Source organism: Streptomyces erythrochromogenes (assembly GCF_036170895.1).
Classification (GTDB): Bacteria; Actinomycetota; Actinomycetes; order Streptomycetales; family Streptomycetaceae; genus Streptomyces; species Streptomyces erythrochromogenes.
The window spans coordinates 4,725,531-4,747,097 of sequence record NZ_CP108036.1; the positions used below are offsets into that span (position 1 = coordinate 4,725,531).

Consider the following 21,567-nt stretch of genomic DNA (forward strand, 5'->3'; position numbering starts at 1 on the left):
ACCTCCGGGGAGTGCGCCAGTACTGACAGCCGCGAAGGCTACAGCTAATCTGACGGATAGTCAGCTACTGGGTTCGCGGGAGGGTGACACGCATGGGCGACGACGGGCTGCGCGAGGACGTGACGGGGGACGCGCTCGCAGGCGTACGCGAGGACGCGCGCGGAGACCTGCGCTGGGGCACCATAGCGGGGCTCGTCCGGTCGGCATCGGCACGGTACGGCGACCTCGAGGCCGTCGTCGACGGGCGCGTCCGGATCAGTTACGCGCAGCTCGGGGAGCGCGTCGAACGCGCCGCCGCGGCCTGCGTCGCCGCCGGCGTGGAGCCCGGCGACCGGGTCGCCGTCTGGGCGCCCAACACCCTGGACTGGATCGTCTCCGCGCTCGGCGCCGTCTCGGCGGGCGCGGTCCTCGTGCCCCTCAACACCCGTTTCAAGGGCGCGGAAGCGGCGTACGTCCTGCAGCGCAGCCGGGCCCGGCTGCTCTTCGTCACCGGCACCTTCCTCGGCACCTCCTACGTCGCCTCCCTGCGCCGGGCCGCCGCCGAGGGGCCCGGCCGCGGCCCCCTGCCCGGGCTGCCGCACCTGGAACAGGTCGTCGTCCTCGCCGAGGACGCCCCCGACACCTTCCGCACCTGGAAGGACTTCCTCGCGGGCGGGGACCGGGTCACGGCGGAGGCGGTCCGCGAGCGCGCCGAAGCCATCAGCCCCGACGCCCCTTCCGACATCATCTTCACCTCCGGCACCACCGGCAGCCCCAAGGGCGCGGTCATCACCCACGCCCAGTCCCTGCGCTGCTACGACGTGTGGAGCGGGCTCGCCGGACTGCGCGAGGGCGACCGCTACCTGATCGTGAACCCCTTCTTCCACACCTTCGGCTACAAGGCCGGGATCATCGCCTGCCTGATGCGGGGGGCGACGATGGTCCCGCAGTCCGTCTTCAACGTGGACACCGTCCTCGCCAACGTCGCCGCGGAACGGATCTCCGTCCTGCCCGGCCCGCCCACCCTGCACCAGTCCCTCCTGGACCACCCGCAGCGCGGCCACCACGACCTCTCCGCCCTGCGCCTGGTCGTCACCGGCGCCGCCGTGGTCCCGCTACGGCTCGTCGAGCGCCTGCGCGAGGAACTGCACATCGCCACCGTCCTGACCGCCTACGGGCTCTCCGAGGCCGGCGGCATCGTCACCATGTGCCGCCGCGGCGACCCCGCCGCGGTCGTCTCAGCAACCTCGGGCCGGGCCATCCCTGACACGGAGGTCGCGGTCCTGGACGGCAGCGGGCGGCCGCTGCCGGCCGGGCGGGCCGGCGAGATCGCGGTCCGCGGCTACAACGTCATGCAGGGGTACTTCGAGGACCCCGACGAGACGGCCGCGGCGATCACCCCGGACGGCTGGCTGCACACCGGCGACGTCGGCGTCCTGGACGGACACGGGAACCTGCGCATCACCGACCGGATCAAGGACATGTTCATCGTCGGCGGTTTCAACGCCTACCCGGCCGAGATAGAGCAACTCCTCGGCCTGCATCCGGACATCGCGGACGTCGCGGTCGTCGGCGTCCCCGACCCGCGCCTGGGCGAGGTCGGCAAGGCCTACGCGGTCCGCCGCCCCGGCTCCACCCTCACCGCCGACGACCTGATCGCATGGTCCCGGCGGGAGATGGCCAACTACAAGGTCCCGCGCGCGGTGGAGTTCGTCACCGAACTGCCGCGCAACGCGAGCGGCAAGGTCCTCAAACGCGAACTCCGCGCCCGCCAGGGCGGCCGGGGCCGGAGCGGCCCGGGTCAGCGGGCGTAGGAGCCCATGCCGACCAGGCAGTACACGTACTGGTTGAGGACGATCGAGCCGCGCATGTAGCGGTAGGAGAAGGCGTACTGGGTCTTCGGGTTGTCGTTGCAGCTGTTGAGGTCCGAGGTGCCGGGGATGCTCTCGATCACCCGGTAGTGCGCGTCGGACGCCGAGCAGGGCACCTCCTCGACGCCGCTGACGCTGCGGGGCGTCGTCGAGTCCGGGAGCCGGCCGTTCAGGCAGGTGCCGCGGTCGAAGGGGCTCGGCTCGGGGCTCGGCTCGGGGCTGTACGGGGTGGCGGCGGCCTCGGGAGCCGATGTCCAGGGCGAGGGGGTGGGGGAGGGCGTCCACGAGGACGGCCAGGTGGGGGTCGCATCGGCGGTGGGCTTGGCGTCGTCGCCGTCGCCGCCGCTGAGCACGAAGAAGCCGATGACCAGCAGCGCGGCGGCGGCGAGCCCCACCAGGCAGCCGCGCCCGCCGCCCGTCTGCGGGGCCGGGGCGGGCTGCTGCCGGGCCGTGTCCGTCGTGGGCGGCGGAGTGATGCCGCCGGCCCCCGCGATCCAGGCCGCGCCCGCACCGGACACGTGGATGCGCAGCAGTACCTCCTCGGCGCCGACGCGGACCTTGACGAGGTCGCCGTGCCGGCAGGGCGGTATGCGCAGGCGGACCGGGCCCGACGGCAGCTCCACGGGGAGGATCACACCGTGGGCGGCCTGCTGCGGAGTGATCGTTATGAGCATTTCCTGTGACGACACCGGCTGCTCCAAGGAGTGAGGGTGGTGCGCAGGCTGCCTGACGGTTCCTCACGAATTGTGCCCGGTGTCCTGAAGGTGACGCAGCCGTTCCGCCGACTCTCAGAGGCGGCGGGCCAGGACCAGCCGCCAGCGCGGAGCGCCGCCGGGCTGCCGCCCGAAGTGCTCCAGCGGGACCGTCTCCACCGTGAAGCCGGCCGCCCGCAGGTCGGTGCGCACCCCGCTCAGCGGGAAGGTCCGGTAGTACATGACGAACGGCGGCCGCCACACCGCGTTGCGCACCCGCATCGCGGCGTCGAAGCCCGTCACCGCCCACCACACCGGTGAGCTCGGCGGGATCGGGGCGCCGATCGGGAAGGCGAAGACCCCGCCCTCGCGCAGCGCGGAGCGGACCCCGGAGAAGAGCGCGGGCCGCTCGGAGGGCAGGAAGTGGCCGAAGGCCCCGAAGCTGACCGCCAGGTCGTAGGAGCCGGCCAGGTCGGACGGCAGGGCCCGCGCGTCGGCCCGTACGAAGTCCACGCGGTCGTCGCCGGTGTGCGTGCGCCCGGCCTCGGCGAGCATGCCCGCGCTGAGGTCCACCCCGGTGACCCGGTCCCGGCACAGCCGCCGCAGCATGCCGATGCCGGCGCCCGTGCCGCAGCACACGTCCAGGCCGGCGCCGAAGGTGCCCTCCTGCTGGGCGAGGGTCTCCTCGACCGCGTCGAGCATCCGGTCCGGGGTGCGGAAGGGGGTGTGGTCGAACTTCGGCGCCAGCAGGTCGTAGCCCCGCTCGACGGAGGAGAGGCCCTGCACTGCCAGTTCGCGGACGCTCGGCCCGTGGGAGGAGAACACGCCCCCAGCCTATGCCGCGCCGCGGAGCCCGGCCGGGCTCCCGGGCATACGTGCGCGGCGGTCGCGGTGGCTCCCCCTCCGGGCCACCGCGACCGCCGTCCCCCCGTTGCTCCCCCGAGCCCCCCGTTTCCCCCGTGGGCTCCCCCGTACGTCGTGCGGTTGCTACGGGCGCGGACCGGACGCGTGGTTGTCCAGCGTCTGGATCTCCTCGCCCGCGGCTTGGTCCTCGGTCGGCGGCTTGATCTCGATGCCCGACGCGTGGTTGTCCAGGGTTTCGATCTCGACGCCCGAGGCGTGGTTGTCGAGCGGCTTGACGGTGCCGTCGTTCGGCAGGGTGTTCTCGTTCGTCGTCATCGGTTTCTCCTGGTGGATGGGTGGGACCCGTTCGGCGATTCCCCCGATGACCGCCGAACGGGTGATCCTTCCAATCGGCCCGGATGTCCCCCGACGCACCGGGTCGATGCACCTATCGTGCCGTTCGGCGATAAACGAACGATGAACGCCCCGTTCAACGGGCGTCCTCGCAGGTCAGGCTGCGATCTCCGTGGCCAGCAGGTTCTGTACCTCGCCCAGTTCGGCCGAGCCGAGCTGCTTGAACACCGTCTCCGCGTCCCGCCAGCACGCCCGCGCCCGGTCCGTCTGGCCCAGCCGCCGCAGCGCCTTGCCCAGCACGGTCAGCACGGTCGCGCGCCGCCACTCCCCGCCGATGCCGCGCAGCGCGATGGCCTGCTCGGCGTGAGCGGCGGCCAGCGTGGGCCGGCGCGCGGCGAGGTGGGCGACGGCGAGCCGGAAGTGGGTCACGCCCTCCCACAGCGGCTGCCGGTTGTCGTGGAACAGCGCGAGCGCCTCGGTGAGTTGCGCGAGGGCCTCGCCGAGGCGGCCCGCCTGGGTGAGCGCGATGCCGAGCGCGTAGCGGCCGTTGGCCAGCCGCAGGGACAGGCCCATCCGGTCGTAGATGGCGATGCCCTGCTGCGCGAGGTCTATGGCGCTCGTGAGGCGGCCCAGTTCCACGTGGATGCGGGACAGGTTGCACAGGGCGCTCGCCTCGCCGACGTTGTTGCCGTCGGCGCGGAAGTTCTGGATGGCCTGCAGCAGGTAGCGCTCGCCGTCCGCGTGCCGTCCCTCGTAGAGGGCGATGATCCCGCGGTCGTTGGGCGCCCAGCAGCTGGGCAGCGGGTCGCCGGCCTCGCGGGCCAGGGCCGTGGCCTGGCGGGCCTCGTCGTCGGCCTCGGCGAAGCGGCCGGCGACGAGGTGCACGTTGGTGAGGGTGGTGCGGGCGCGGCCCTCGGCGTACGGGTCCTTGGCGGCCTGGGCGGCGTCGCGCAGGGCGGTCGCCGCCGACTCGTACTGCTTGGAGTTGGCCCCGGACTCGGCCAGGTCCTTGGCCGCCCACAGCAGGTCGACGGCCCGGCGCAGCACCGGTGAGTCGCCGCCCCGTACGGAGGCCTGCCGCACGCACGCGAGCAGCGGCCCGGCCTCGGTGTACAGCCAGTCCAGGGCGGCGCGCGGCTCGGCGAAGACCAGCCCGGGGTAGTGGGTGTCGGACAGATGTGCGGGCAGCCGGTCGCCGGGGCGCTCCAGCGCGTACACCCCGGAGGCGGTGGCCAGGTAGAAGTCCAGGAGGCGGTCCAGGGCCGCCTCGCGCTCGCTCGCCGGCTGCTCGTCGCGTTCGGCACAGGCACGCGCGTAGAGGCGTACGAGGTCGTGGAAGCGGTAGCGGCCGGGGGCGGCGGATTCGAGCAGGGAGCAGTCGACTAAAGCCTCCAGGAGGTCCTCGGTGTCGTACTCGGGCAGGTCGAGGACGGCGGCGGCCGCGGACAGCGAGATGTCGGGGCCGTCGGCGAGGCCGAGGAGGCGGAAGGCGCGCTGCTGGGCCGGCTCCAGCTGGCCGTAGCCGAGCTCGAAGGTGGCCTTGACGGCGAGGTCGCCCGCCTGGAGCTCGTCGAGGCGGCGGCGTTCGTCGCCGAGCTTGGCGGCGAGGACGGAGACGGTCCAGGTGCGGCGGGCCGCGAGCCGGGAGGCGGCGATGCGGATGGCCAGCGGCAGGAACCCGCAGGCGCCGACGACGTCGAGGGCGGCCTGGCGTTCGGCGCGTACGCGTTCCTCGCCGACGATGCGGGTGAAGAGCTGGAGGGCCTCGTCGGGGCTCATCACGTCGAGGTCGACGAGATGGGCTCCGGCCAGGCCGGCCATGCGGACGCGGCTGGTGACGAGGGCGGCGCAGCCGGCGGTGCCGGGCAGCAGCGGGCGGACCTGGGCGGCGTCGCGGGCGTTGTCGAGGAGGACCAGGACGCGGCGGCCGTCGAGGGTGGAGCGGTAGAGCGCGGCCCGTTCGGCCGGGGAGTCGGGGATCGCGGTGTCGGGGGTGCCGAGCGCGCGCAGGAAGGAGCCGAGGACGGCCTCCGGTTCGGCGGGGCGGGCGTCGGTGCCCTGGAGGTCGACGTAGAGCTGGCCGTCGGGGAAGTGCGGGCGGGCGGCGTGGGCGACGTGCACGGCGAGGGTGGTCTTGCCGACGCCGCCGATGCCGGCGAGCGCGGAGACGGCCATGACCTGGTCCTGGGCGCCGCCGGAGAGGATCGTGCCGAGCTCGTGGACGAAGCTGGAGCGGCCGGTGAAGTCGGGTACGGTCGCGGGCAATTGGGCGGGCCTCACAGGAGCTGCGGCGGCTGCCGGGGCGGGGTCTTCCGCGCGGGCCAGGTCGGCGTCGGCGTTCAGGATGCGCTGCTGGAGCGCGGCCAGTTCGGGGCGCGGGTCGACGCCGAGTTCGTCGGCGAGGAGCCGGCGGGTGTCGGCGTAGACGGCGAGGGCCTCGGCCTGCCGGCCGCTGCGGTAGAGGGCGAGCATGAGCAGCTCGCGCAGCCGTTCGCGCAGCGGGTGGGCGGCGGTGAGGGCGGTCAGCTCGGAGACGGCCTCGGCGTGGTGTCCGACCTCCAGGTCGAGGTCGAGGCGGGTCTCCAGCAGCTGGAGGCGCCATTCGGCGAGCCGGGTGCGCTCGGTCTCGGCGTGCGGGCCGGGGACCCCGGCGAGGGGTTCGCCCTCCCACAGGTCGAGGGCGCGGGCCAGGAGCGTGCGGGCGAGGGAGCGGTCCCCGGCGGCGCGGGCGCTGTCGGCGTCGGCGGCGAGGCTGCGGGCGACGCCGAGGTCGAGGGTGGCGGCGGAGCGCAGCCGGATGGCGTAGCCGCCGGACTCGGTGACGAGCAGGCCGGGGGCGACGACCTTGCGCAGGCGGGAGGCGTAGGTGCGGATGGTGGCGAGGGCCTGCTGCGGGGGGTCCTCGCCCCAGATGGCGTCGATGAGTTCGGGTGCGGTGGCGGTGCGGCCGTCGCGCAGCAGGAGTACGGCGAGCAGGGCGCGCTGCTGGGGGGTGCCGGAGGGCAGGGCCTCGCCGCCCCGCCAGGCGCGCACGGGCCCGAGGACGGCGAACCGCGACTCGCCTGCGGCGGGCTCTGCCGCACCCGGGGTGGTGCCCGCTGCGGCGGTCTCGGCGGCCCGGTCCGTGGTGGGCCCGGCGCTGTCGCCTCCGGCGGAAGCACCGGCGCGGGCCGGGGCCGTGCCGTCCGCGGCGGGCTCGGCGGGCTCGGCGGGCTCGGGGGTCTCGCCGCCGGCGGCGGTGGCGCGGGCCGGCTCCGAGGCGCGGGTCGGGTCCGAGCCGTCGGTGGTGGGGCCCGCGGCAGCGCGTGCCGGGGCCGCAGCGCCTGCCGCGTCGGCGGCGTGGCCCTGGCCGGATGTGGCACCGGCGTCGGCGGGGCGTGCGGTGTGCGGGTTGCCCGCGGGGGTGCCGGTGCGCGCCGGGCCGGTCGCGGCTGCGGCGGCGCCCCGGCCGGACGTGGTTCCGGCGGAGGCGGGCCCGGTGGCGCGGGTCGCGGGCCGGGGCGGGACAGCGGTACCCGCCGCGGCGGGCTCGGCCGTGCCGGGTTGCGGGCGCGCCCCGGGAGTGGTCGTCGGCGGTACGGGACCGGCGGGGCGGGCCGTGGGGCCGGCTTCGGACGCGGCGGCAGCCGCACGGGCCTCGGGGTGTTTCCGCGGGTGCGGGATGGCCGGTACGCCGTCCATCTGTCGTCCCCCCTGCCTTCCGTCGGTGTAAGGGTCAGTCTGCCCTGTCTCGCGCGTACACGTCAGCCCGTCCATGACCGATCACAGACCAACTAGCTGACGGTTCGTCAGATCAGCGCTACCGTATGAGCCATGGAGACCTTCCCGAAGATCATCTCGGTGGACGACCACACGGTTGAGCCCCCCAACGTCTGGCGGGACCGGCTCCCGTCCAGGTACCGCGACATCGGTCCCCGCATCGTCCGCGCCCCGCTGAAGGAAATGACCTTCCTCGGAGGCAAGTTCGCACCCGTCATGGGAGCCCCGGGCGACGACGGCCCGATCGGCGACTGGTGGGTGTACGAGGACCTGCACCGGCCGCTCACCCGACTCGACACCGCCGTCGGGTACGACCGCGACGAGATCAAACTGGAAGTCATCACCTACGAGCAGATGCGCCCCGGATCCTTCTCGGTTCCCGACCGGCTCGCCGACATGGACGTCAACCACGTCCAGTCGGCCCTCTGCTTCCCGACCTTCCCCCGCTTCTGCGGCCAGACCTTCACCGAGGCCGAGGACCGTGAGCTGGGGCTCCTCGGCGTACGGGCCTACAACGACTGGATGGTGGAGGAGTGGTGCGGCCCCGACGCCCGCGGCCGCCTCATCCCGCTCACCCTGATCCCGCTCTGGGACGCCCGGCTGGCCGCCGCCGAGGTCCGCCGCAACGCGGCGCGCGGCGTGCGCGCGGTCGCCTTCTCGGAGATACCCCCGCACCTGGGCCTGCCGTCCGTCCACACCGACGAGTGGGACCCCTTCCTGCAGGCGTGCGACGAGACCGGCACGGTCATCGCCATGCACATCGGCTCCTCGTCCCGCATGCCGTCCACCTCCGCGGACGCCCCGCCGGCGGTCGGCTCCACCATCACCTTCGCCAACTGCTGCTTCTCCATGGTCGACTGGCTGATGAGTGGCAAGTTCGAGCGCTTCCCCAACCTGAAGATCATGTACGCGGAGGGCCAGATCGGCTGGATCCCGTACATCCTCGAGCGCGCGGACGTGGTCTGGGAGGAGAACCGCGGCTGGGGCGGGGTCGCGGACAAGGTGCTCCGCCCGCCGTCCGAGCTCTTCGCCGGCCATGTCTTCGGCTGCTTCTTCGACGACGCCTTCGGCCTGAAGAACCTCGACTCGATCGGCGTCGGCAACGTCCTCTACGAGACGGACTACCCCCACTCGGACTCCACCTGGCCGAAGTCCCGCGAGGTCGGCGAGGCGCAGATGGGCCACCTGGCGCCGGACGCGGTCGACCGCATCGTGCGCGGCAACGCGATCGACCTCCTCGGGCTCACCCCGGACGGCCTGTGGCCGGGACCGGGCTCGGCCGCCTGAGCGGCCCGGTCAGGCCGGTGCCCGACGGCTCGTGACCGTGCCGACCGGCGCGGTCACGAGCAGGAGCGAGACGGCCAGGCCCACCGCCGTGAGCACCGGCAGCAGCAGCGTCACGTCCACGAGGGCGACGAGCCCGGCGCCCAGCGCCAGGGCCAGCGCGTTCGGTACGAAGACCAGGGTGTTGGCGGTGGCGGCGGTGCGGCCCACGACGGAGTCGGGGACCTCGCGCTGCACGGTGGTCAGCGCGGCGATCAGCACGCACGGCAGGCCCGCGCCGATCAGCGCGCTGCCGACCAGGGCCGCCGCCTCGGACGGCAGCGCCCGCCCGCCGCACCCCAGCGCGAACAGGGCGGTGCCGGCCGCCGTGAACACCCGTACCGGCATGCGCCGCAGGAGCGGGCCCGCGACGAGCCCGCTCAGGACGGAACCCGCGCCCTGCACCGCGTACAGCACCCCCACGTAGGCGGGCGTGCGGCCGAGGACGTCGTCGGCGACCGCGTAGACCACCGCGCCGTTGATCCCGGCCAGGAACATCACGGCGGCGGCCGCCGCCACCAGCGGGCGCAGCACCGGTGAGCCCCACAGCTGCCGGCCGCCCTCCAGCGCCTGGGCGAGGCCGCCCGCCCGCGGGCCCACCCGCTCGGTTGCGTCCCGGTCCACCCGCAGCAGTACGAACAGGCCCGCCGCCAGGGCGAACGTCACCGCGTCGAGCAGGGCCACCGACGCCCCGCCGAACCGGGTGAACAGGGCGGCGCCCGCCAGCGGCGCGAGCAGCTTCATGCTCTCGCCGGCCGTCATCCGCAGCCCGTTGAAGTCGCCGAGGAGGCGGACGTCGACCGCCTTCGCCACCAGGGCGGCCTCCGCGGCCTCGTGGAGCGTGCCGCAGATCCCGTAGACGAGGAGGACGGCGAAGAGCAGCCACACCCGGCCGGCCGAGTCGACCAGGCACAGGGCCGGCAGCAGTACGGCCATCACCAGGCAGGCGGCCACCAGCAGGGGCCGGCGCGGCAGCCGGTCGGCGAGCACTCCCAGCGCCGGACCGGCGAGCACCGGCGCCCACATGGCGAACACCGTCAGCGCCGCGAGGCTGTCCGAGCCGGTGAGCGACTTCACCCAGATCCCGGCCACCAGCCACATGGCCGTCGTGCCGAACCCGGACACCACCACCCCGAGCAGGTAGAGCCCCGCATTGCGGTCCCGCAGGACCCGTCCGCTTCCCCAGTCGCCCATGGTGCCAGCGTGCTGCTAAGGCGGGTCGGTGCGGATCGGTCAACTTCCCTACGCGTTGCCCGCGTTCCCCACGCGGACGGGCCGCCCGCTGCGTGCGGGCGGCCCGTCGCCGTTCGGGACCGGGCTACTTCGGGGTGACCCAGACCTGGCGCTTGTTCGTGTTCGCCGTGTAGAGCTGGACCACCGTGCCGTTGGCGGTCGCGCCGCCGGCCACGTCGAGGACCTTGCCCGATGCCACGTGGACGATCTGCCCCTTGGCGTTGACCGACCAGCGCTGGGCCGCCGAGCCGTTGCAGTCGTGGAGGCTGATCTTGTTGCCGTTGGTGCTCGCGTTGCGCGCGTTGTCCAGGCACTTCCCGAACGCGCGGAAGGTGCCGTCCTTGCCCAGGATCCAGGACTGCGCCGCGGAGCCGTTGCAGGTGTAGAGCTGGATCTGCGTGCCGTTGGCGGCCTTGCCGCCCTTGACATCGAGGCACTTGGAGCCGATCCCGGTCACCTTGCCCTGCGGGGACAGCGTCGCCCCGGCGCCGGCCGCGAGGCGGCGCAGGCCCTGGACGTCGTACTGCTGGACGTAGGTGCCCGCCCGCTTGTCCTGGTAGGCGTAGGTGGGGGAGCACATGACCGGGAACTGGCCCGAGTCCGTTCCCTTGACGCAGTCGCTCTTGGTCAGGCTGCGGTTGGCGTGCGCCAGGCCCAGCGTGTGTCCGAGCTCGTGGCTGACGTGGTTGCGCATGTACGTCTCGCCCATCGCGGCGGTCGGCTTGCCGGCCGCGGTGAAGAACGAGTCGTCGATGTAGGCGTGTCCGCTGGTCACGGTCTCGGCCACGGAGGAGCTGGTGAAGCCGCAGCTGAGGTTGGCGGTGCCGGTGCCGTCACGGACGATCTTCCAGCCCGTGCTGCCCATGCTGCCTTCGCCGGCCGGCGGGACGCACGGACGGTGCAGCACGCCCACGATCACCTCGCCCTTGGGCCGGACGTAGTCCCAGCCGACCGGCTTCGTGTCGACGGCTACCGGGAGGTTCGTGATGCGGCGCAGGTCCGCGGCGGAGGCCTGGACGTACGGACCCAGCCAGTCCGCGGATTTCTGGTCGTAGAACTTGATCGTGTAGCCGGTCGTCAGCCACTTGGTCGCGCCGCTCAGCTTCCAGCCCTCGCCCTGCGGCGGGGCGGCCGCGGCGGGTGTGGTGGGCGCGGCGGCCGCCGCCGACCTGGTGGCGGCCTTCGGCGCCGCCTGCGTGCCGAGCGACATGATGCCGTTCCTGAAGACGGTGCCGTCGCTGCCGTGGGTGGTGGAGTCCTCCGCATGGGCGTCGGGCCCGTCCCCGGTCGGCGGGGCGCTGTCCGCGCCGTCCGTGCCGTCGGCGGGGCTCTCGATGCCCGCGGTGCTCGCGGTACCTGCGGTACCCGTGGTGTCCTCGGTGCCGAACGCGGTGGAGGGGAGCTGAAGGGTTCCCACGATCGCGGCCGCGGCCGCCGCGGCAACGATGGATATCCGGTGCTTGCCTGTGAATCGCAAGTGTTCGTTGCCCTCTCGTCAAGAATCTCTTTCCGCGGGCCCGCGCGACGGCGGGGGCGGCGAGAATCGAAGAGATGATAGGCCAATCGGTCAAAGGCCCTTTCCTGAGCCAGAGTTGACGGCACGGGGCGGGCTGCCGGCGGTGACGGGCCGACTACGCAGGGGTCGTCGCGTGCCTTGCACCCGGCACCGCGGTCAAGGCATGCTTCGCCAGGGCAAAGCGGAAGGATCATCATGCCGGTGGACAAGCGGAGCGTCGTGACGGCAGTGCTGTGTGCGGTGGCGGCCCTGGGGGCCTCCGCGGCTGTGGCGAAGCTCGCGCCGCCGCCCGAGGCGGCCGCGCCCGTGCGGGCGAAGGCCTCGCAGCCCTCGATCTCGCCCACGGGTCCCTCGCGCTCGCACGCGCCGAAGCCCCAGTTGTCGGCCCAGCCGGGGACCACCCTGCCGCCGGCCGTGACGCCCCCGCCGGGCGGGCCCGCCGCCTTCACCGGCGCCCTGTTCACCAACGGCCTGGACAGCGACCACTTCTGCACCGCCACCGTGGTGCACAGCCCCGGCCGCAACCTCATCGTCACCGCCGGGCACTGCCTGCTCGCCGGACAGCAGGGCGACGGGACCGCCGTCTTCGCGCCCGCCTACGCCAACGACATGGCCCCGTACGGCACATGGAAGATCGAAGAGGTCTTCGAGGACGAACGCTGGGCCGAGGGCACGGACGACGACTACGACCTCGCCTTCGCCACGCTCGCCCCCGACGCCCAGGGCCGTTCCATCGAGGACGTGACCGGCGCGGCCGTGCTGGACACCACCGGCCGGTCCGGCGAGGAGGTCACGGTCACCGGCTACCCCGCCGACCGCAAGATCCCCCGTACCTGCACGGCGACCGCGGTCCGCGAGAGCGCGACCCAGCAGCGCTTCGACTGCGCGGACTTCCCGGGCGGCACCAGCGGCAGCGCGTGGATCGCGCGCGACGGGAAGGTCGTCGGCATCCTCACGGGCGGGGACACCGACGACGTCTCGACCAGCACGGTGCTGGGGGAGTACGCCGCCTCGCTCTACACGAAGGCCACGTCGAAGGCCCCCGCGTCCCGCTAGGTCCTGTGGCGGGGAGACGCCTCGGACCCGGCGGCCCGGCGGCCCGGGGCTTGCGGGACGGCCCCGTGACGAGCGAGCGCGCGGGGGCGGGCGGCGTCCCGCTCGCGGCCCCTCCGGGAGCCGGCCGGCGCACCACGGGCTCGGAGGTCCACCCGCACGCCGCGCGGACGGCCTGGGATACTGCCGGAAGACTCGCTCGATGACGACCGCGCGTCGCCGATCGGTCCGGGGGTCAGGCCAGTAGGCCCAGGTGGACCGGTTCGGGCGGGGTGTTCGTGAGGAGGTCCGAGAGGCGGGGAGGCCAGACCGGTTCGCCCAGGGTGGCCAGGCGCTGCGCGGAGAGCCACTGCCAGTGGATGCCGGGCTCCTCCAGGACCGGCTCCCGGTGCGGGCCCGTGGTGACGTAGATGTGCTCGTGCTGGCGCACCGGTACGCCCTGGTGGGTGAAGTCGTGCTCCCAGGTGCACAGCAGGCGCTCCGGCTCCAGGTCGGTCCACCCGGTCTCCTCGCGCAGCTCGCGCCGCACACAGTCCTCGGGGCTTTCGCCGGGGTCGATCCCGCCACCGGGCGGCAGCCAGTGGATGCCCACCTCCACGTTGTTCTCGCGGAAGAGGAACACCGACCCGGCGGGGGACAGGATGACAACGCGTGCCGCGTGACGTGGAGTTCGCCTCATCGATTCAGGGTACGTCGGTGATCGGCTCCGGGGGACGGGCTTGCGCCCGCCGTCTGCCCCGGAGCCGATCACCACGCGGACACGGCCTACGCCGTAGCCAGCGCCAGCGTGGGCGACAGTCGGGCCGCGCGCACTGCCGGGTAGAGGCCGGCCAGCGTGCCGATCACCAGGGTGGCGGCGAAGCCGCCGCCCACCGCCCACAGGGGGACCACCCAGGGCATGTCGCCCGTGCGGGCGTAGACGGCCGTGGCCGCCCCGCCCAGGACGATCCCGGCCAGCCCGCCGAGTCCGGACAGCAGCAGGGACTCCGTCACGAACTGGATCCGGATCTGGCCCTTCGTACCGCCCAGCGAGCGGCGCAGGCCGATCTCGTGGCGCCGCTCCAGCACCGAGATGATCATGGTGTTGGCCACGCCGACTCCGCCCACCAGCAGTGCGATCCCGCCCAGGCCCAGCAGCAGCGTGCTGAAGGCGCCCTCGGTGGCCGCCTTCGCCTGGAGGGCCGCCGAGGGGTCGGTGACCGAGACGGCGCTCGGGGTCTGCGGGTTGGCCGTCTGCGCGATGAGCTCGCGGACCGCCGTCACCCGGTCGTCCGCGGAGCGCTCGTACACGGCCGTCGGGTGGCCGTCGAAGCCCAGCAGCCGCTCGGCCGCGTCCCAGCCGATCAGGGCGGAGCGCTCGATCTCCGGGGCCAGCGGGACCGGCCCGAGGATGCCGATCACCGTGAAGTACCGGCCGCCGATGAAGACCTGCTGTCCGGGTCCGGTGATGCCGAGCCGGCGGGCGGAGACGTCGCCGAGCACCACCGAGGGGTAGCGGCCGGTGGCGTCGTTGAGCCAGGTGCCGCTCGCCATCGAGGCGCGCAGAGTGCCCAGCAGGTCGTCCTTGGCCGCCTTGACCGCGACCCCGCCCGTCTCCTCCTCGGGGATGTTCTCGGAGCGGCGTACGGACTCGGCGACATCGCCCGTGGTGCCGACCGACTCGACCCCCGCGATGCGGGAGATCATGCCGGGGGCCTCCTTGGGGAGCGTGGTGTCCTGGCCGCTGAACATGCCCCGGCCGGGCGTCGCGACCAGCATGTTGGTGCCGAGCCGGTCGAGCTCGCGCAGCAGCTTGGCCTGGCTGGAGGAGGAGATGCCGACCACGGCGATCATCGTCGCGATGCCGATGGCGATGCCGAGCGCGGACAGGAAGACCCGCACCGGGCGGGCGCGCAGGCCCGCCGAGCCGACGTGCAGGACGTCCCGCGGGGACAGCCTCGGCGGGCGCAGCCGCGCTGCCGGCTTCCGGGCGCGTGCTCTCGTACGGCTCATCGCGCCGCCCCCGCTGCCCCGATCGGGGCGGCCGGGCCGGTGCGGACGTCCGCGACGATCTCCCCGTCCCGGATGTGCACCTGCCGCGGCAGGCTCGCCGCGATCTCGTTGTCGTGGGTGATCACGGCGATGGTGGCCCCGTCCCGGTTCAGTTCGTGCAGCAGCTCCATGACCGACTCGCCGGACGCCGTGTCCAGGGCGCCCGTCGGTTCGTCGGCCAGCAGCAGGTCCGGTGCGCCCGCCACCGCACGGGCGATCGCCACGCGCTGCTTCTGGCCGCCGGACAGTTCGTGCGGCCGGTGGTCCATCCGGTCGCCGAGGCCGACCCGTTCCAGGGCGTGCGACGCCCGGCGGCCGCGCTCGGCCCGCGAGAGGCCGGAGTACAGCAGCCCCTCGGCGACGTTGGCGCGGGCGCTGATGCCCGGCACCAGGTGGAAGGACTGGAAGACGAAGCCGACGTGGCGGGACCGCAGGGCCGACAGCGAGCGGTCCGAGAGGGCCGCGATGTCGTGGCCGGCGATCCGTACCCCGCCCGCCGTCGGGCGGTCCAGGGTGCCGACGATGTGCAGCAGGGTGGACTTGCCGGAGCCCGACGGGCCGACGATGGCGAGGAGTTCGCCGCCGCCGATGCTGAGGTCGACCCCGCGCAGGGCCGTGACCCCGCCCGCGTACTCCTTGGTGACCCCGGTCAGCTCCACGACCGGCTGCGGGTGCGGGTCCGGATGAGTCGTCGTGGCCGTCACAGCTTGGGGATCCCCACCTGCATGCCCTCCTCGAGGGCGTCGCCGGTCACCTCGACCCGGCCGTTGCCGAACATGCCCAGCTCGACGCGGACCTCGCGGGCCCGGCCGTCCTCCACGACCTGGACGCCGAAGCCGCCGCCCGCGAGGGCCAGCAGGGCGTTCACGGGCACGGAGAGCACGCCCTTGCGGGTCTCGCCGGTCAGGGCGACGGTCACCGGGGACTGGTCCGGGGCGGTGATCTCGGCCGGCTCGTCGAAGGTGACGACCACCTCGACCTTGGCCTTCTTGTCGCCCCCGCCCCCGGCCCCGGCCCCGCCCCCGCCGCCGCTCGCACCCGGGCCGCCGTTCTTGTCGTCGGGCCGGGCCCCGCCCACCGAGTCGATCTTCCCGATGGCGCTGCCGCCGCCCGGGAGCCGTACGGTGACCGGCTCGCCCGCCTTCGCCGCCGCCGCCTTCGCCGCATCCATCTGGAAGCGGACGATGCGCTCGGTGCCCGTGACCGTCAGCACCGGCTTGCCGGGCACCGCCTCGTCGCCGACCGCCGCGTCCTTCCCGCGCACCCGCTGCGGCCCCGAGGCGAAGGCGACGTCCTCCTTGCCGACCTCGCCCGTCTCCGCCGCCTTGTGCGCCTTCTGCCACCGCTTGACGGCCGTCGTCGTGCCCGCGGTGAAGAGCGGGTCCTCCGGGTCGAGCCCGGTGCCGTACCCGAGGGCGAGGAGGTTCCGCTTGAGCTGTTTGACGTCCTCGCCCTTGTCGCCGGCCTTCAGCTGCCGGTACATCGGCGTCACCCCGTACAGGAGCCGCACCGGCCGGCCGTTGACCTCGTACAGCTTCCCGTCCCGTTCGACGGCCGAGCCCTCGCCCGCGACCCACGTCAGGACGCCCGGGCCGCCGGCGTTCAGCTTGCGCTCCTGCGCGTAGCCGAGGGTGCCCTCGACCTGGAGGCCCGAGCTGAGGTCGCCGCGCTGCACCGGCGCGGTGGCCGGCGGCAGTCCGCCCGTGCGCCGCTCCTGCCCGCCGTCTCCGCGCTGCGGCTGGGCCGTGACGGCGTAGCCGCCGCCCGAGACGGCCAGTACGGCGGCCAGCGAGCCCAGCAGCCACTTGGCGCGCGTCCTCATCGGGCCGCTTCGCACTTCTTCTGGGCCTCCTCGAAGGCCTTCTCCTGACCCTTGGGGATCTCCACGGCGCTCCGGGCGCCGCCCTGGTACTCGGGGTCCTTCAGGGCGACGCCGTTCTCGCGCATGCACCGGATCCACGTGAGTTCCCTGTCCTTCTCCTCCTGCGTGGGTTCCTTGCCGGAGCCGGGGCCCTGCATCCCGCACGCCTTCATCGCCTCCTGCATCTTCTGCGGGTCGGCGCCGCCGCCCAGGGTCATCCCGCGCGGGTCCTGGCCGGGCTCGGGGTCGGGCACGTCTATGCCGTGCTCGCGCAGGCACTGGCGCATCTTCACGGCGCGGTCGGCGTCCGCGCCGGCCCCGCTGGTGCTGTTGCTGCCGCCGCTGCTGCTGCCGCTCGCGGAGCCGTCCTCGCCGTTCGAGGAGTCGTTCGCGCAGGCCGTCGCGAACAGGGTCAGCCCGGTGACGACCGCGGCCGTGGACATGATGAGGGATCGGTTCATGGGCCCGAGCCTGCGGTGAAAGGGCCTTTCGCTTCCCTCTCGCACCCTGCTTACAACGGCGAAACACCGACCTCCGGTAAAGAGGACGGCATGCGCGTACTGGTGGTGGAGGACGAGGAATTCCTCCGGGAGATGATCGCCGAGGGGCTTCGCCGCGACGCGCTCGCCGTCGACGAGGCGAGCGACGGCCTGGAGGCGCTGCGGCGCCTGCGCCTGGGCGAGTACGACGTCATGGTGCTGGACCGGGACCTGCCGGGCCTGCACGGCGACGAGGTCTGCCGCCAGGTCGTGCGGATGCGGCTGCTGACCCGCGTCCTGATGCTCACCGCCTCGGGGACCGTGCGCGACCGCGTCGAGGGCCTCGGCCTGGGCGCGGACGACTACCTCACCAAGCCGTTCGCCTACGACGAGCTCCTCGCCCGGGTCCTGGCGCTGGGCCGGCGCGCCCGCCCCGCCCTGCCGCCCGTGCTGGAGCGCGCGGGCGTCGCCGTCGACACCGCCCGGCGGAGCGCGACCCGGGACGGGCACCGGCTCGCGCTGTCGCGCAAGGAGTTCGCGGTGCTGGAGGCGCTGCTGCGCGCCGAGGGCGCCGTGGTCGGCAACGACGACCTGATCGAGCAGGTGTGGGAGGAGGGCACCAGCTACTCCACCAACGCCGTCCGCGTCACCCTCAGCAAGCTCCGCGCCAAGCTGGGCGAGCCGCCGCTGATCGAGACCGTGCCGGGCGCGGGCTACCGGATCGCGGCCCGGTGAAGGGCCTCCCCAAGGCCCTGCGAGCCCTGCGGCTCCCGCGGGCCCTGCGGCTCCCGCGCGTCCTGCGCACCGAGCGCGGCCGCCTGACCGCCCTGTACGGCTCGCTGTTGCTCCTGGCCGGCGGCGGTCTGGTCGCGCTGGTCTACGTCATGGTCGGCCAGGGGCTGTACGCGAGCGTCAGCGGGGCCGTCCGCACCGTCAGCCCGGCTTACGTCCTGCCCTCGCCCGGCGCCTCGCCCGGCCAGTTGCTGAAGCCGCGCCCCCCGTACGAGCCGGCGCAGCGGCGACCGCCGGGCGAGGCGCCCACCGCCGAGGAGCTGAAGGGCTACGCCTACACCCAGAACCTCTCGGACGCCGTCACCGAGGCGACCCGCCACCGGCTGCTGGTGTACTCGCTGCTCGCCCTGGCCGTCTTCGCCGTGCTGTCCATCTGGCTCGCCTGGTGGATGGCCGGCCGGGTGCTGCGCCCGGTCGGCGTGATCACCGGGACCGCGCGCCGCCTGTCCGGGGAGAACCTGCACGAGCGGATCTCCCTCGACGCGCCGCCCGGCGAGCTCAAGGAGCTGGCCGACACCTTCGACGCGATGCTGGGCCGGATGGAGCAGCTGGTCTCCGCGCAGCGGCGGTTCGCGGCGAACGCGGCACACGAGCTGCGCACCCCGCTGGCCGTGCAGCGGGCGGCGGCCGAGATCGGGCTGGCCGGGGACCCGCCGCCGGAGAAGGTCGCCCGGATCCGCGCCAAGCTGATCGGTGTCGCCGACTCCAGCGAGCACCTCATCGAGTCGCTGCTGCTCCTCGCGGTCTCGGAGCAGGGGCTGGAGTCGACGGGGCCGGTGGACCTGGCGGAGCTCGCGGCCGCCGAGCTGGCGGCCTGCCCGCAGGCGGGCCTGACGGTCGTACGGACCTTCGCGCCGCTGGTCGTGACGGGCGACCGGGTGCTGCTGGGCCACCTGCTGCGGAACCTGCTGATGAATGCGGTGCGTCACAACCGCGCGGAGGGCCGGATCGCCGTGTCCACCTCTGCGGACGGGGAACTGACGGTGTGCAACACCGGCCCGGTGATCGATCCGGCGGACGTGCCGGGCCTCCTGGAGCCCTTCCGCAGGCGCGCCGAACGGCAGCACACCGCAGGTGAGGGCGCCGGGTTGGGCCTTTCGATCGCCGCGTCGATCGCCCGGGCGCACGAGGCGGAGCTGACGGCCGGCGCCAACCCGGGACCGGAGGGCGGCCTGACGGTCCGTGTCCGCTTCCCGGTGCCCGGCGTGGCGCGCACATCGCGGACAAACCGGGTCTGAAGGTGCGCTGATGTACGGTCGGGTGAATGAGCAAGCACGCCCGAGCACGCTCCCGCCCCGCCCGTACGAACCGTCGTGCGGCGCGCCGCGCCGCGCTCGCCGCCACCCTCGGCCTGGTGACCTTCACGGCCGGGTGGGTGTACGTCGCCCAGGATCCGGAACAGGCCGCGGGCGCGGCGCAGGCCAGTACGGACTCCCGCCCGCAGCCCGTGGACCGGGTGGCGCGCGACACCCCGCGGTCGCCCACGCAGGGCCTGACCGGGATCAGCGAACAGACGCGGGCGAGGATCCCGGCCGAGTCCCGTCAGCTCATCCTGGTCACCGGCAGGGCCGTGGACTCCTCGGAGTCCACCGCCACCCTGTACACCCGTCCCCAGGCCGGGGCCGACTGGGTCAAGGCCGAGAGCTGGCCGGCGCGCAACGGGGCCAGGGGCTGGTCCACGGAGCGCACGTACGGCGACCTGACCTCGCCCCAGGGCGTCTTCGCGCTGACCGACGCGGGCGGCCTGCTGTCCCCGCCGCCGGGCACGCGGCTCCCGTACGACGAGGACCGGGGCTTCGTCGCCACCGGCCGCGGGGTGAACGGGGAGTCCCTGGTGGGCTCTTTCGACTACGTCGTGGCCATCGACTTCAACCGCCGCCCGGGCCATTCCCCGCTGGACCCGGTCAAGCCGGACGGTGAGGACAGGGGCGGCAACATCTGGCTGCACGTGGACCACGACGGCCCCTCCCAGGGCTGCGTCGGCATCCCGAAGGAGGCCATGCGCAAGGTCCTGGAGACCCTGGACCCGGCGGCGAAGCCGGTCATCGTGATGGGGCCGGAAGGCTTCTGACGCGGCGTCCGCGCAGCAGCAGACCGATGTAGGCCAGGTCGAAGACGCTGCACAGGATCCCGAGACCGAGGATGAACGGAGCGTCTTCGATCACCCCGAAGAGCAGGGTCGGGGCCAGCGTCCCGAGCCATTTGGCGACGGCGATGGTCAGGGATTGGCCCTGCGGGCCCTGCCGGGCGGCGTACATCGCGATGAACAGGCCGGACATCAGCAGGTTCTGCAGGAAGGCCGAGTAGCGGGTCGCGTCGTGCATCCCGAAATGCGCGAGGAACAGCCACTGCACGGCGAAGCCGGTGGCGAAGAGCAGCGCCGACCAGCCGGCGAAGAGGGGCCGGGTCACGAACTCCGGCAGTCCGGCGCGCCCGAAGCGCAGGTACGTCCAGATGATCACGACGTCGGCCGTGGCCCACACGACGTTGACCACGCCCTGGGGCGAGAGCTCCTCCCGGAACTCCAGGACCGCGTAGGTCGCCTCCCAGGCGAAGTTCAGCGCGAGCGCGGCGACCGGCATCGCGTACGTCCGGTCCCGCAGCCCGACGCGGATCGCCTCCACGTACACGACCGTCCAGGCGATCCCGCTGACGAGCGTGAGCATCAGATCCATCCGCCGCACCCTAGGGGGTGCGCCCCGGGCGGGGAAGGCGCGCGTCCTGAGCGCCCGTGCTGACCGCCCCCTTGTCTGACGGGCCGTCAGGTATCACGATGGCCCGGCACCGATATGACGAATCGGCAGACGAAGGCGAGGCGGGCCCGCCATGGCGCGCGTGTTTCCGGAAGGTCGGCTGGTCTACGGGATGCAGCTCCCGGTCCAGTCGCAGAGCACCATCTACGCCGAACCCTGGGAGGCGTCGGCCGACGCCGCCGATCTCGCCGAGATCGCGCGGGCCGCCGACCGGTCCGGCTTCGCATACCTGGCCACCTGCGACCACGTGGCGATCCCGCGGCGGCTCGCGGGAGCCATGAGCACCGTCTGGTACGACCCGGTGGCCACGCTGTCCTTCCTCGCCGGGGTCACCGAGCACGTGCGGCTGCTGAGCCACGTGGCGATCCTCGGCCTGCGCCACCCGCTGATCAGCGCCAAGCAGTACGCCACCCTCGACCACCTCTCCGGAGGCCGGCTGATCCTCGGCGTCGGCGCCGGCCACGTCCAGGAGGAGTTCGAGGCCCTCGGCGTGGACTTCGCGCGCCGCGGCGCCGTCCTCGACGAGACCCTGGACGCGCTGCGGGCGGCGCTGGGGCCCGAGGAGTACCCGGAGTTCGAGGGCGGGCGGTTCTCCTTCAAGGACCTCGGACAGCTGCCCCGGCCCGCCCAGGAGCGGATCCCCGTCTGGGTGGGCGGCTCCTCGCCCGCGGCCGTCCGCCGGGCCGCCGTCCGCGGGGACGGCTGGCTCCCGCAGGGCGACCCGCGCGACCGGCTCCCGGCACAGATCGCCCGCATCGCGCAGCTGCGCGCCGAGGCCGGCGTCACCGGCCCCTTCGAGGTCGGCGCGATCACCGAGGCGCTGTACGTCGGCGAGCCCGGCTGGGACACCGGCCGCCGCACCCTCACCGGCAAGGCGGAGGCGCTCGCCGAATCCCTGCGCGAGTACGGGGCGCTCGGCGTGGACCAGATCCAGGTCCGCTTCCGCAGCCGCGACCGCGCCGAGCTCGTCGACCAGATCACCGCCTTCGGGGCCGAAGTCGCCCCGCACCTCAACGACTAGGAGCACG

General features: G+C 73.8%; 19 protein-coding genes. 7 read left to right on the forward strand and 12 right to left on the reverse strand.

The window, feature by feature from the left end; all coding sequences use genetic code 11:
* Nucleotides 1-92 precede the first annotated feature (92 nt).
* A complete protein-coding gene (locus OHA91_RS21575; RefSeq protein WP_078959265.1) occupies nucleotides 93-1,793 on the forward strand; it encodes a FadD3 family acyl-CoA ligase in 1,701 nt (566 codons plus the stop codon).
* Here OHA91_RS21575 and OHA91_RS21580 read toward each other — a convergent pair.
* From OHA91_RS21580 to OHA91_RS21595, 4 genes are all read right to left on the reverse strand, one after another.
* Nucleotides 1,781-2,539 (reverse strand): LppU/SCO3897 family protein, encoded by a 759-nt coding sequence (locus OHA91_RS21580; RefSeq protein WP_328739781.1) that lies wholly within the window; start codon nucleotides 2,537-2,539, stop codon nucleotides 1,781-1,783. The two genes, OHA91_RS21575 and OHA91_RS21580, sit on opposite strands and share 13 nt — an antisense overlap.
* Before the next feature lie 99 nt (nucleotides 2,540-2,638).
* A complete protein-coding gene (locus OHA91_RS21585) occupies nucleotides 2,639-3,367 on the reverse strand; it encodes a class I SAM-dependent methyltransferase (protein ID WP_328739782.1) in 729 nt (242 codons plus the stop codon).
* A gap of 162 nt (nucleotides 3,368-3,529) precedes the next feature.
* Nucleotides 3,530-3,721 carry a hypothetical protein gene (locus tag OHA91_RS21590; RefSeq protein WP_266500373.1) on the reverse strand — a complete coding sequence of 64 codons (192 nt, stop codon included), beginning with the start codon at nucleotides 3,719-3,721 and terminating at the stop codon, nucleotides 3,530-3,532.
* Nucleotides 3,722-3,895: 174 nt separating this feature from the next.
* A complete protein-coding gene (locus tag OHA91_RS21595; RefSeq protein WP_328739783.1) occupies nucleotides 3,896-7,420 on the reverse strand; it encodes a BTAD domain-containing putative transcriptional regulator in 3,525 nt (1,174 codons plus the stop codon).
* A gap of 132 nt (nucleotides 7,421-7,552) precedes the next feature.
* Here OHA91_RS21595 and OHA91_RS21600 point away from each other — a divergent pair, with 132 nt between their 5' ends.
* Nucleotides 7,553-8,785 carry an amidohydrolase family protein gene (locus OHA91_RS21600; RefSeq protein ID WP_031150447.1) on the forward strand — a complete coding sequence of 411 codons (1,233 nt, stop codon included), beginning with the start codon at nucleotides 7,553-7,555 and terminating at the stop codon, nucleotides 8,783-8,785.
* A 9-nt stretch (nucleotides 8,786-8,794) separates the two neighbouring features.
* On the opposite strand, the gene OHA91_RS21605 is transcribed toward OHA91_RS21600, so the two are convergent.
* Nucleotides 8,795-10,015, reverse strand: coding sequence for an MFS transporter (locus OHA91_RS21605; RefSeq protein WP_328739784.1), 1,221 nt, complete (start codon nucleotides 10,013-10,015; stop codon nucleotides 8,795-8,797).
* A gap of 124 nt (nucleotides 10,016-10,139) precedes the next feature.
* Nucleotides 10,140-11,531, reverse strand: coding sequence for a ricin-type beta-trefoil lectin domain protein (locus OHA91_RS21610; RefSeq protein ID WP_328739785.1), 1,392 nt, complete (start codon nucleotides 11,529-11,531; stop codon nucleotides 10,140-10,142).
* Nucleotides 11,532-11,771: 240 nt separating this feature from the next.
* Here OHA91_RS21610 and OHA91_RS21615 point away from each other — a divergent pair, with 240 nt between their 5' ends.
* Nucleotides 11,772-12,626 (forward strand): trypsin-like serine peptidase, encoded by an 855-nt coding sequence (locus OHA91_RS21615; RefSeq protein WP_245240091.1) that lies wholly within the window; start codon nucleotides 11,772-11,774, stop codon nucleotides 12,624-12,626.
* 232 nt (nucleotides 12,627-12,858) lie between these two features.
* Here the strand turns inward: OHA91_RS21615 and OHA91_RS21620 are convergent, their stop codons facing one another.
* The 5 genes from OHA91_RS21620 to OHA91_RS21640 form a co-directional block, all read right to left on the reverse strand.
* A complete protein-coding gene (locus OHA91_RS21620) occupies nucleotides 12,859-13,302 on the reverse strand; it encodes an NUDIX hydrolase (RefSeq protein WP_031150455.1) in 444 nt (147 codons plus the stop codon).
* An 86-nt stretch (nucleotides 13,303-13,388) separates the two neighbouring features.
* Nucleotides 13,389-14,615, reverse strand: coding sequence for an ABC transporter permease (locus OHA91_RS21625; RefSeq protein WP_031150457.1), 1,227 nt, complete (start codon nucleotides 14,613-14,615; stop codon nucleotides 13,389-13,391).
* Nucleotides 14,612-15,358, reverse strand: coding sequence for an ABC transporter ATP-binding protein (locus tag OHA91_RS21630; RefSeq protein ID WP_328739786.1), 747 nt, complete (start codon nucleotides 15,356-15,358; stop codon nucleotides 14,612-14,614). The genes OHA91_RS21625 and OHA91_RS21630 overlap by 4 nt, the downstream gene beginning before the upstream one ends.
* The gene (locus OHA91_RS21635) at nucleotides 15,355-16,476 is read right to left on the reverse strand and encodes a peptidoglycan-binding protein (protein ID WP_328739788.1); all 1,122 of its coding nucleotides are present in this window, start codon (nucleotides 16,474-16,476) and stop codon (nucleotides 15,355-15,357) included. Before OHA91_RS21635 ends, OHA91_RS21630 begins: the two co-directional genes overlap by 4 nt.
* On the reverse strand, nucleotides 16,473-16,976 hold the full coding sequence (locus OHA91_RS21640; protein ID WP_266500398.1) for a hypothetical protein: 504 nt from the start codon (nucleotides 16,974-16,976) through the stop codon (nucleotides 16,473-16,475). The genes OHA91_RS21635 and OHA91_RS21640 overlap by 4 nt, the downstream gene beginning before the upstream one ends.
* A 90-nt stretch (nucleotides 16,977-17,066) precedes the next feature.
* Here OHA91_RS21640 and OHA91_RS21645 point away from each other — a divergent pair, with 90 nt between their 5' ends.
* The 3 genes from OHA91_RS21645 to OHA91_RS21655 are packed head-to-tail and all read left to right on the forward strand — an operon-like array spanning nucleotide 17,067 to nucleotide 19,857.
* Nucleotides 17,067-17,729: a response regulator transcription factor gene (locus OHA91_RS21645; RefSeq protein ID WP_266500401.1), complete on the forward strand. Its 663-nt coding sequence runs from the start codon at nucleotides 17,067-17,069 to the stop codon at nucleotides 17,727-17,729.
* The gene (locus tag OHA91_RS21650; protein WP_308289021.1) at nucleotides 17,726-19,024 is read left to right on the forward strand and encodes a sensor histidine kinase; all 1,299 of its coding nucleotides are present in this window, start codon (nucleotides 17,726-17,728) and stop codon (nucleotides 19,022-19,024) included. Before OHA91_RS21645 ends, OHA91_RS21650 begins: the two co-directional genes overlap by 4 nt.
* 26 nt (nucleotides 19,025-19,050) lie before the next feature.
* The gene (locus OHA91_RS21655; RefSeq protein ID WP_328739789.1) at nucleotides 19,051-19,857 is read left to right on the forward strand and encodes a hypothetical protein; all 807 of its coding nucleotides are present in this window, start codon (nucleotides 19,051-19,053) and stop codon (nucleotides 19,855-19,857) included.
* Here the strand turns inward: OHA91_RS21655 and OHA91_RS21660 are convergent.
* On the reverse strand, nucleotides 19,829-20,470 hold the full coding sequence (locus OHA91_RS21660) for a transmembrane-type terpene cyclase (RefSeq protein WP_438271801.1): 642 nt from the start codon (nucleotides 20,468-20,470) through the stop codon (nucleotides 19,829-19,831). The two genes, OHA91_RS21655 and OHA91_RS21660, sit on opposite strands and share 29 nt — an antisense overlap.
* 142 nt (nucleotides 20,471-20,612) lie before the next feature.
* On the opposite strand from OHA91_RS21660, the gene OHA91_RS21665 reads away from it, so the two are divergent.
* Entirely contained in the window at nucleotides 20,613-21,560 is a 948-nt protein-coding gene (locus OHA91_RS21665) for an LLM class F420-dependent oxidoreductase (protein WP_328739790.1), read from the forward strand.
* Nucleotides 21,561-21,567 lie beyond the last annotated feature (7 nt).

What these genes read in the sequence shown, in the direction of transcription:
- OHA91_RS21605 (WP_328739784.1), bottom strand. Translation starts at nt 10,015, where the DNA reads ATGGGCGACTGGGGAAGCGGACGGGTCCTGCGGGACCGCAATGCGGGG.
- OHA91_RS21645 (WP_266500401.1), top strand. Translation starts at nt 17,067, where the DNA reads ATGCGCGTACTGGTGGTGGAGGACGAGGAATTCCTCCGGGAGATGATC.
- OHA91_RS21595 (WP_328739783.1), bottom strand. Translation starts at nt 7,420, where the DNA reads ATGGACGGCGTACCGGCCATCCCGCACCCGCGGAAACACCCCGAGGCC.
- OHA91_RS21655 (WP_328739789.1), top strand. Translation starts at nt 19,051, where the DNA reads ATGAGCAAGCACGCCCGAGCACGCTCCCGCCCCGCCCGTACGAACCGT.
- OHA91_RS21640 (WP_266500398.1), bottom strand. Translation starts at nt 16,976, where the DNA reads ATGAACCGATCCCTCATCATGTCCACGGCCGCGGTCGTCACCGGGCTG.
- OHA91_RS21635 (WP_328739788.1), bottom strand. Translation starts at nt 16,476, where the DNA reads ATGAGGACGCGCGCCAAGTGGCTGCTGGGCTCGCTGGCCGCCGTACTG.
- OHA91_RS21625 (WP_031150457.1), bottom strand. Translation starts at nt 14,615, where the DNA reads ATGAGCCGTACGAGAGCACGCGCCCGGAAGCCGGCAGCGCGGCTGCGC.
- OHA91_RS21575 (WP_078959265.1), top strand. Translation starts at nt 93, where the DNA reads ATGGGCGACGACGGGCTGCGCGAGGACGTGACGGGGGACGCGCTCGCA.
- OHA91_RS21600 (WP_031150447.1), top strand. Translation starts at nt 7,553, where the DNA reads ATGGAGACCTTCCCGAAGATCATCTCGGTGGACGACCACACGGTTGAG.
- OHA91_RS21620 (WP_031150455.1), bottom strand. Translation starts at nt 13,302, where the DNA reads ATGAGGCGAACTCCACGTCACGCGGCACGCGTTGTCATCCTGTCCCCC.
- OHA91_RS21590 (WP_266500373.1), bottom strand. Translation starts at nt 3,721, where the DNA reads ATGACGACGAACGAGAACACCCTGCCGAACGACGGCACCGTCAAGCCG.
- OHA91_RS21665 (WP_328739790.1), top strand. Translation starts at nt 20,613, where the DNA reads ATGGCGCGCGTGTTTCCGGAAGGTCGGCTGGTCTACGGGATGCAGCTC.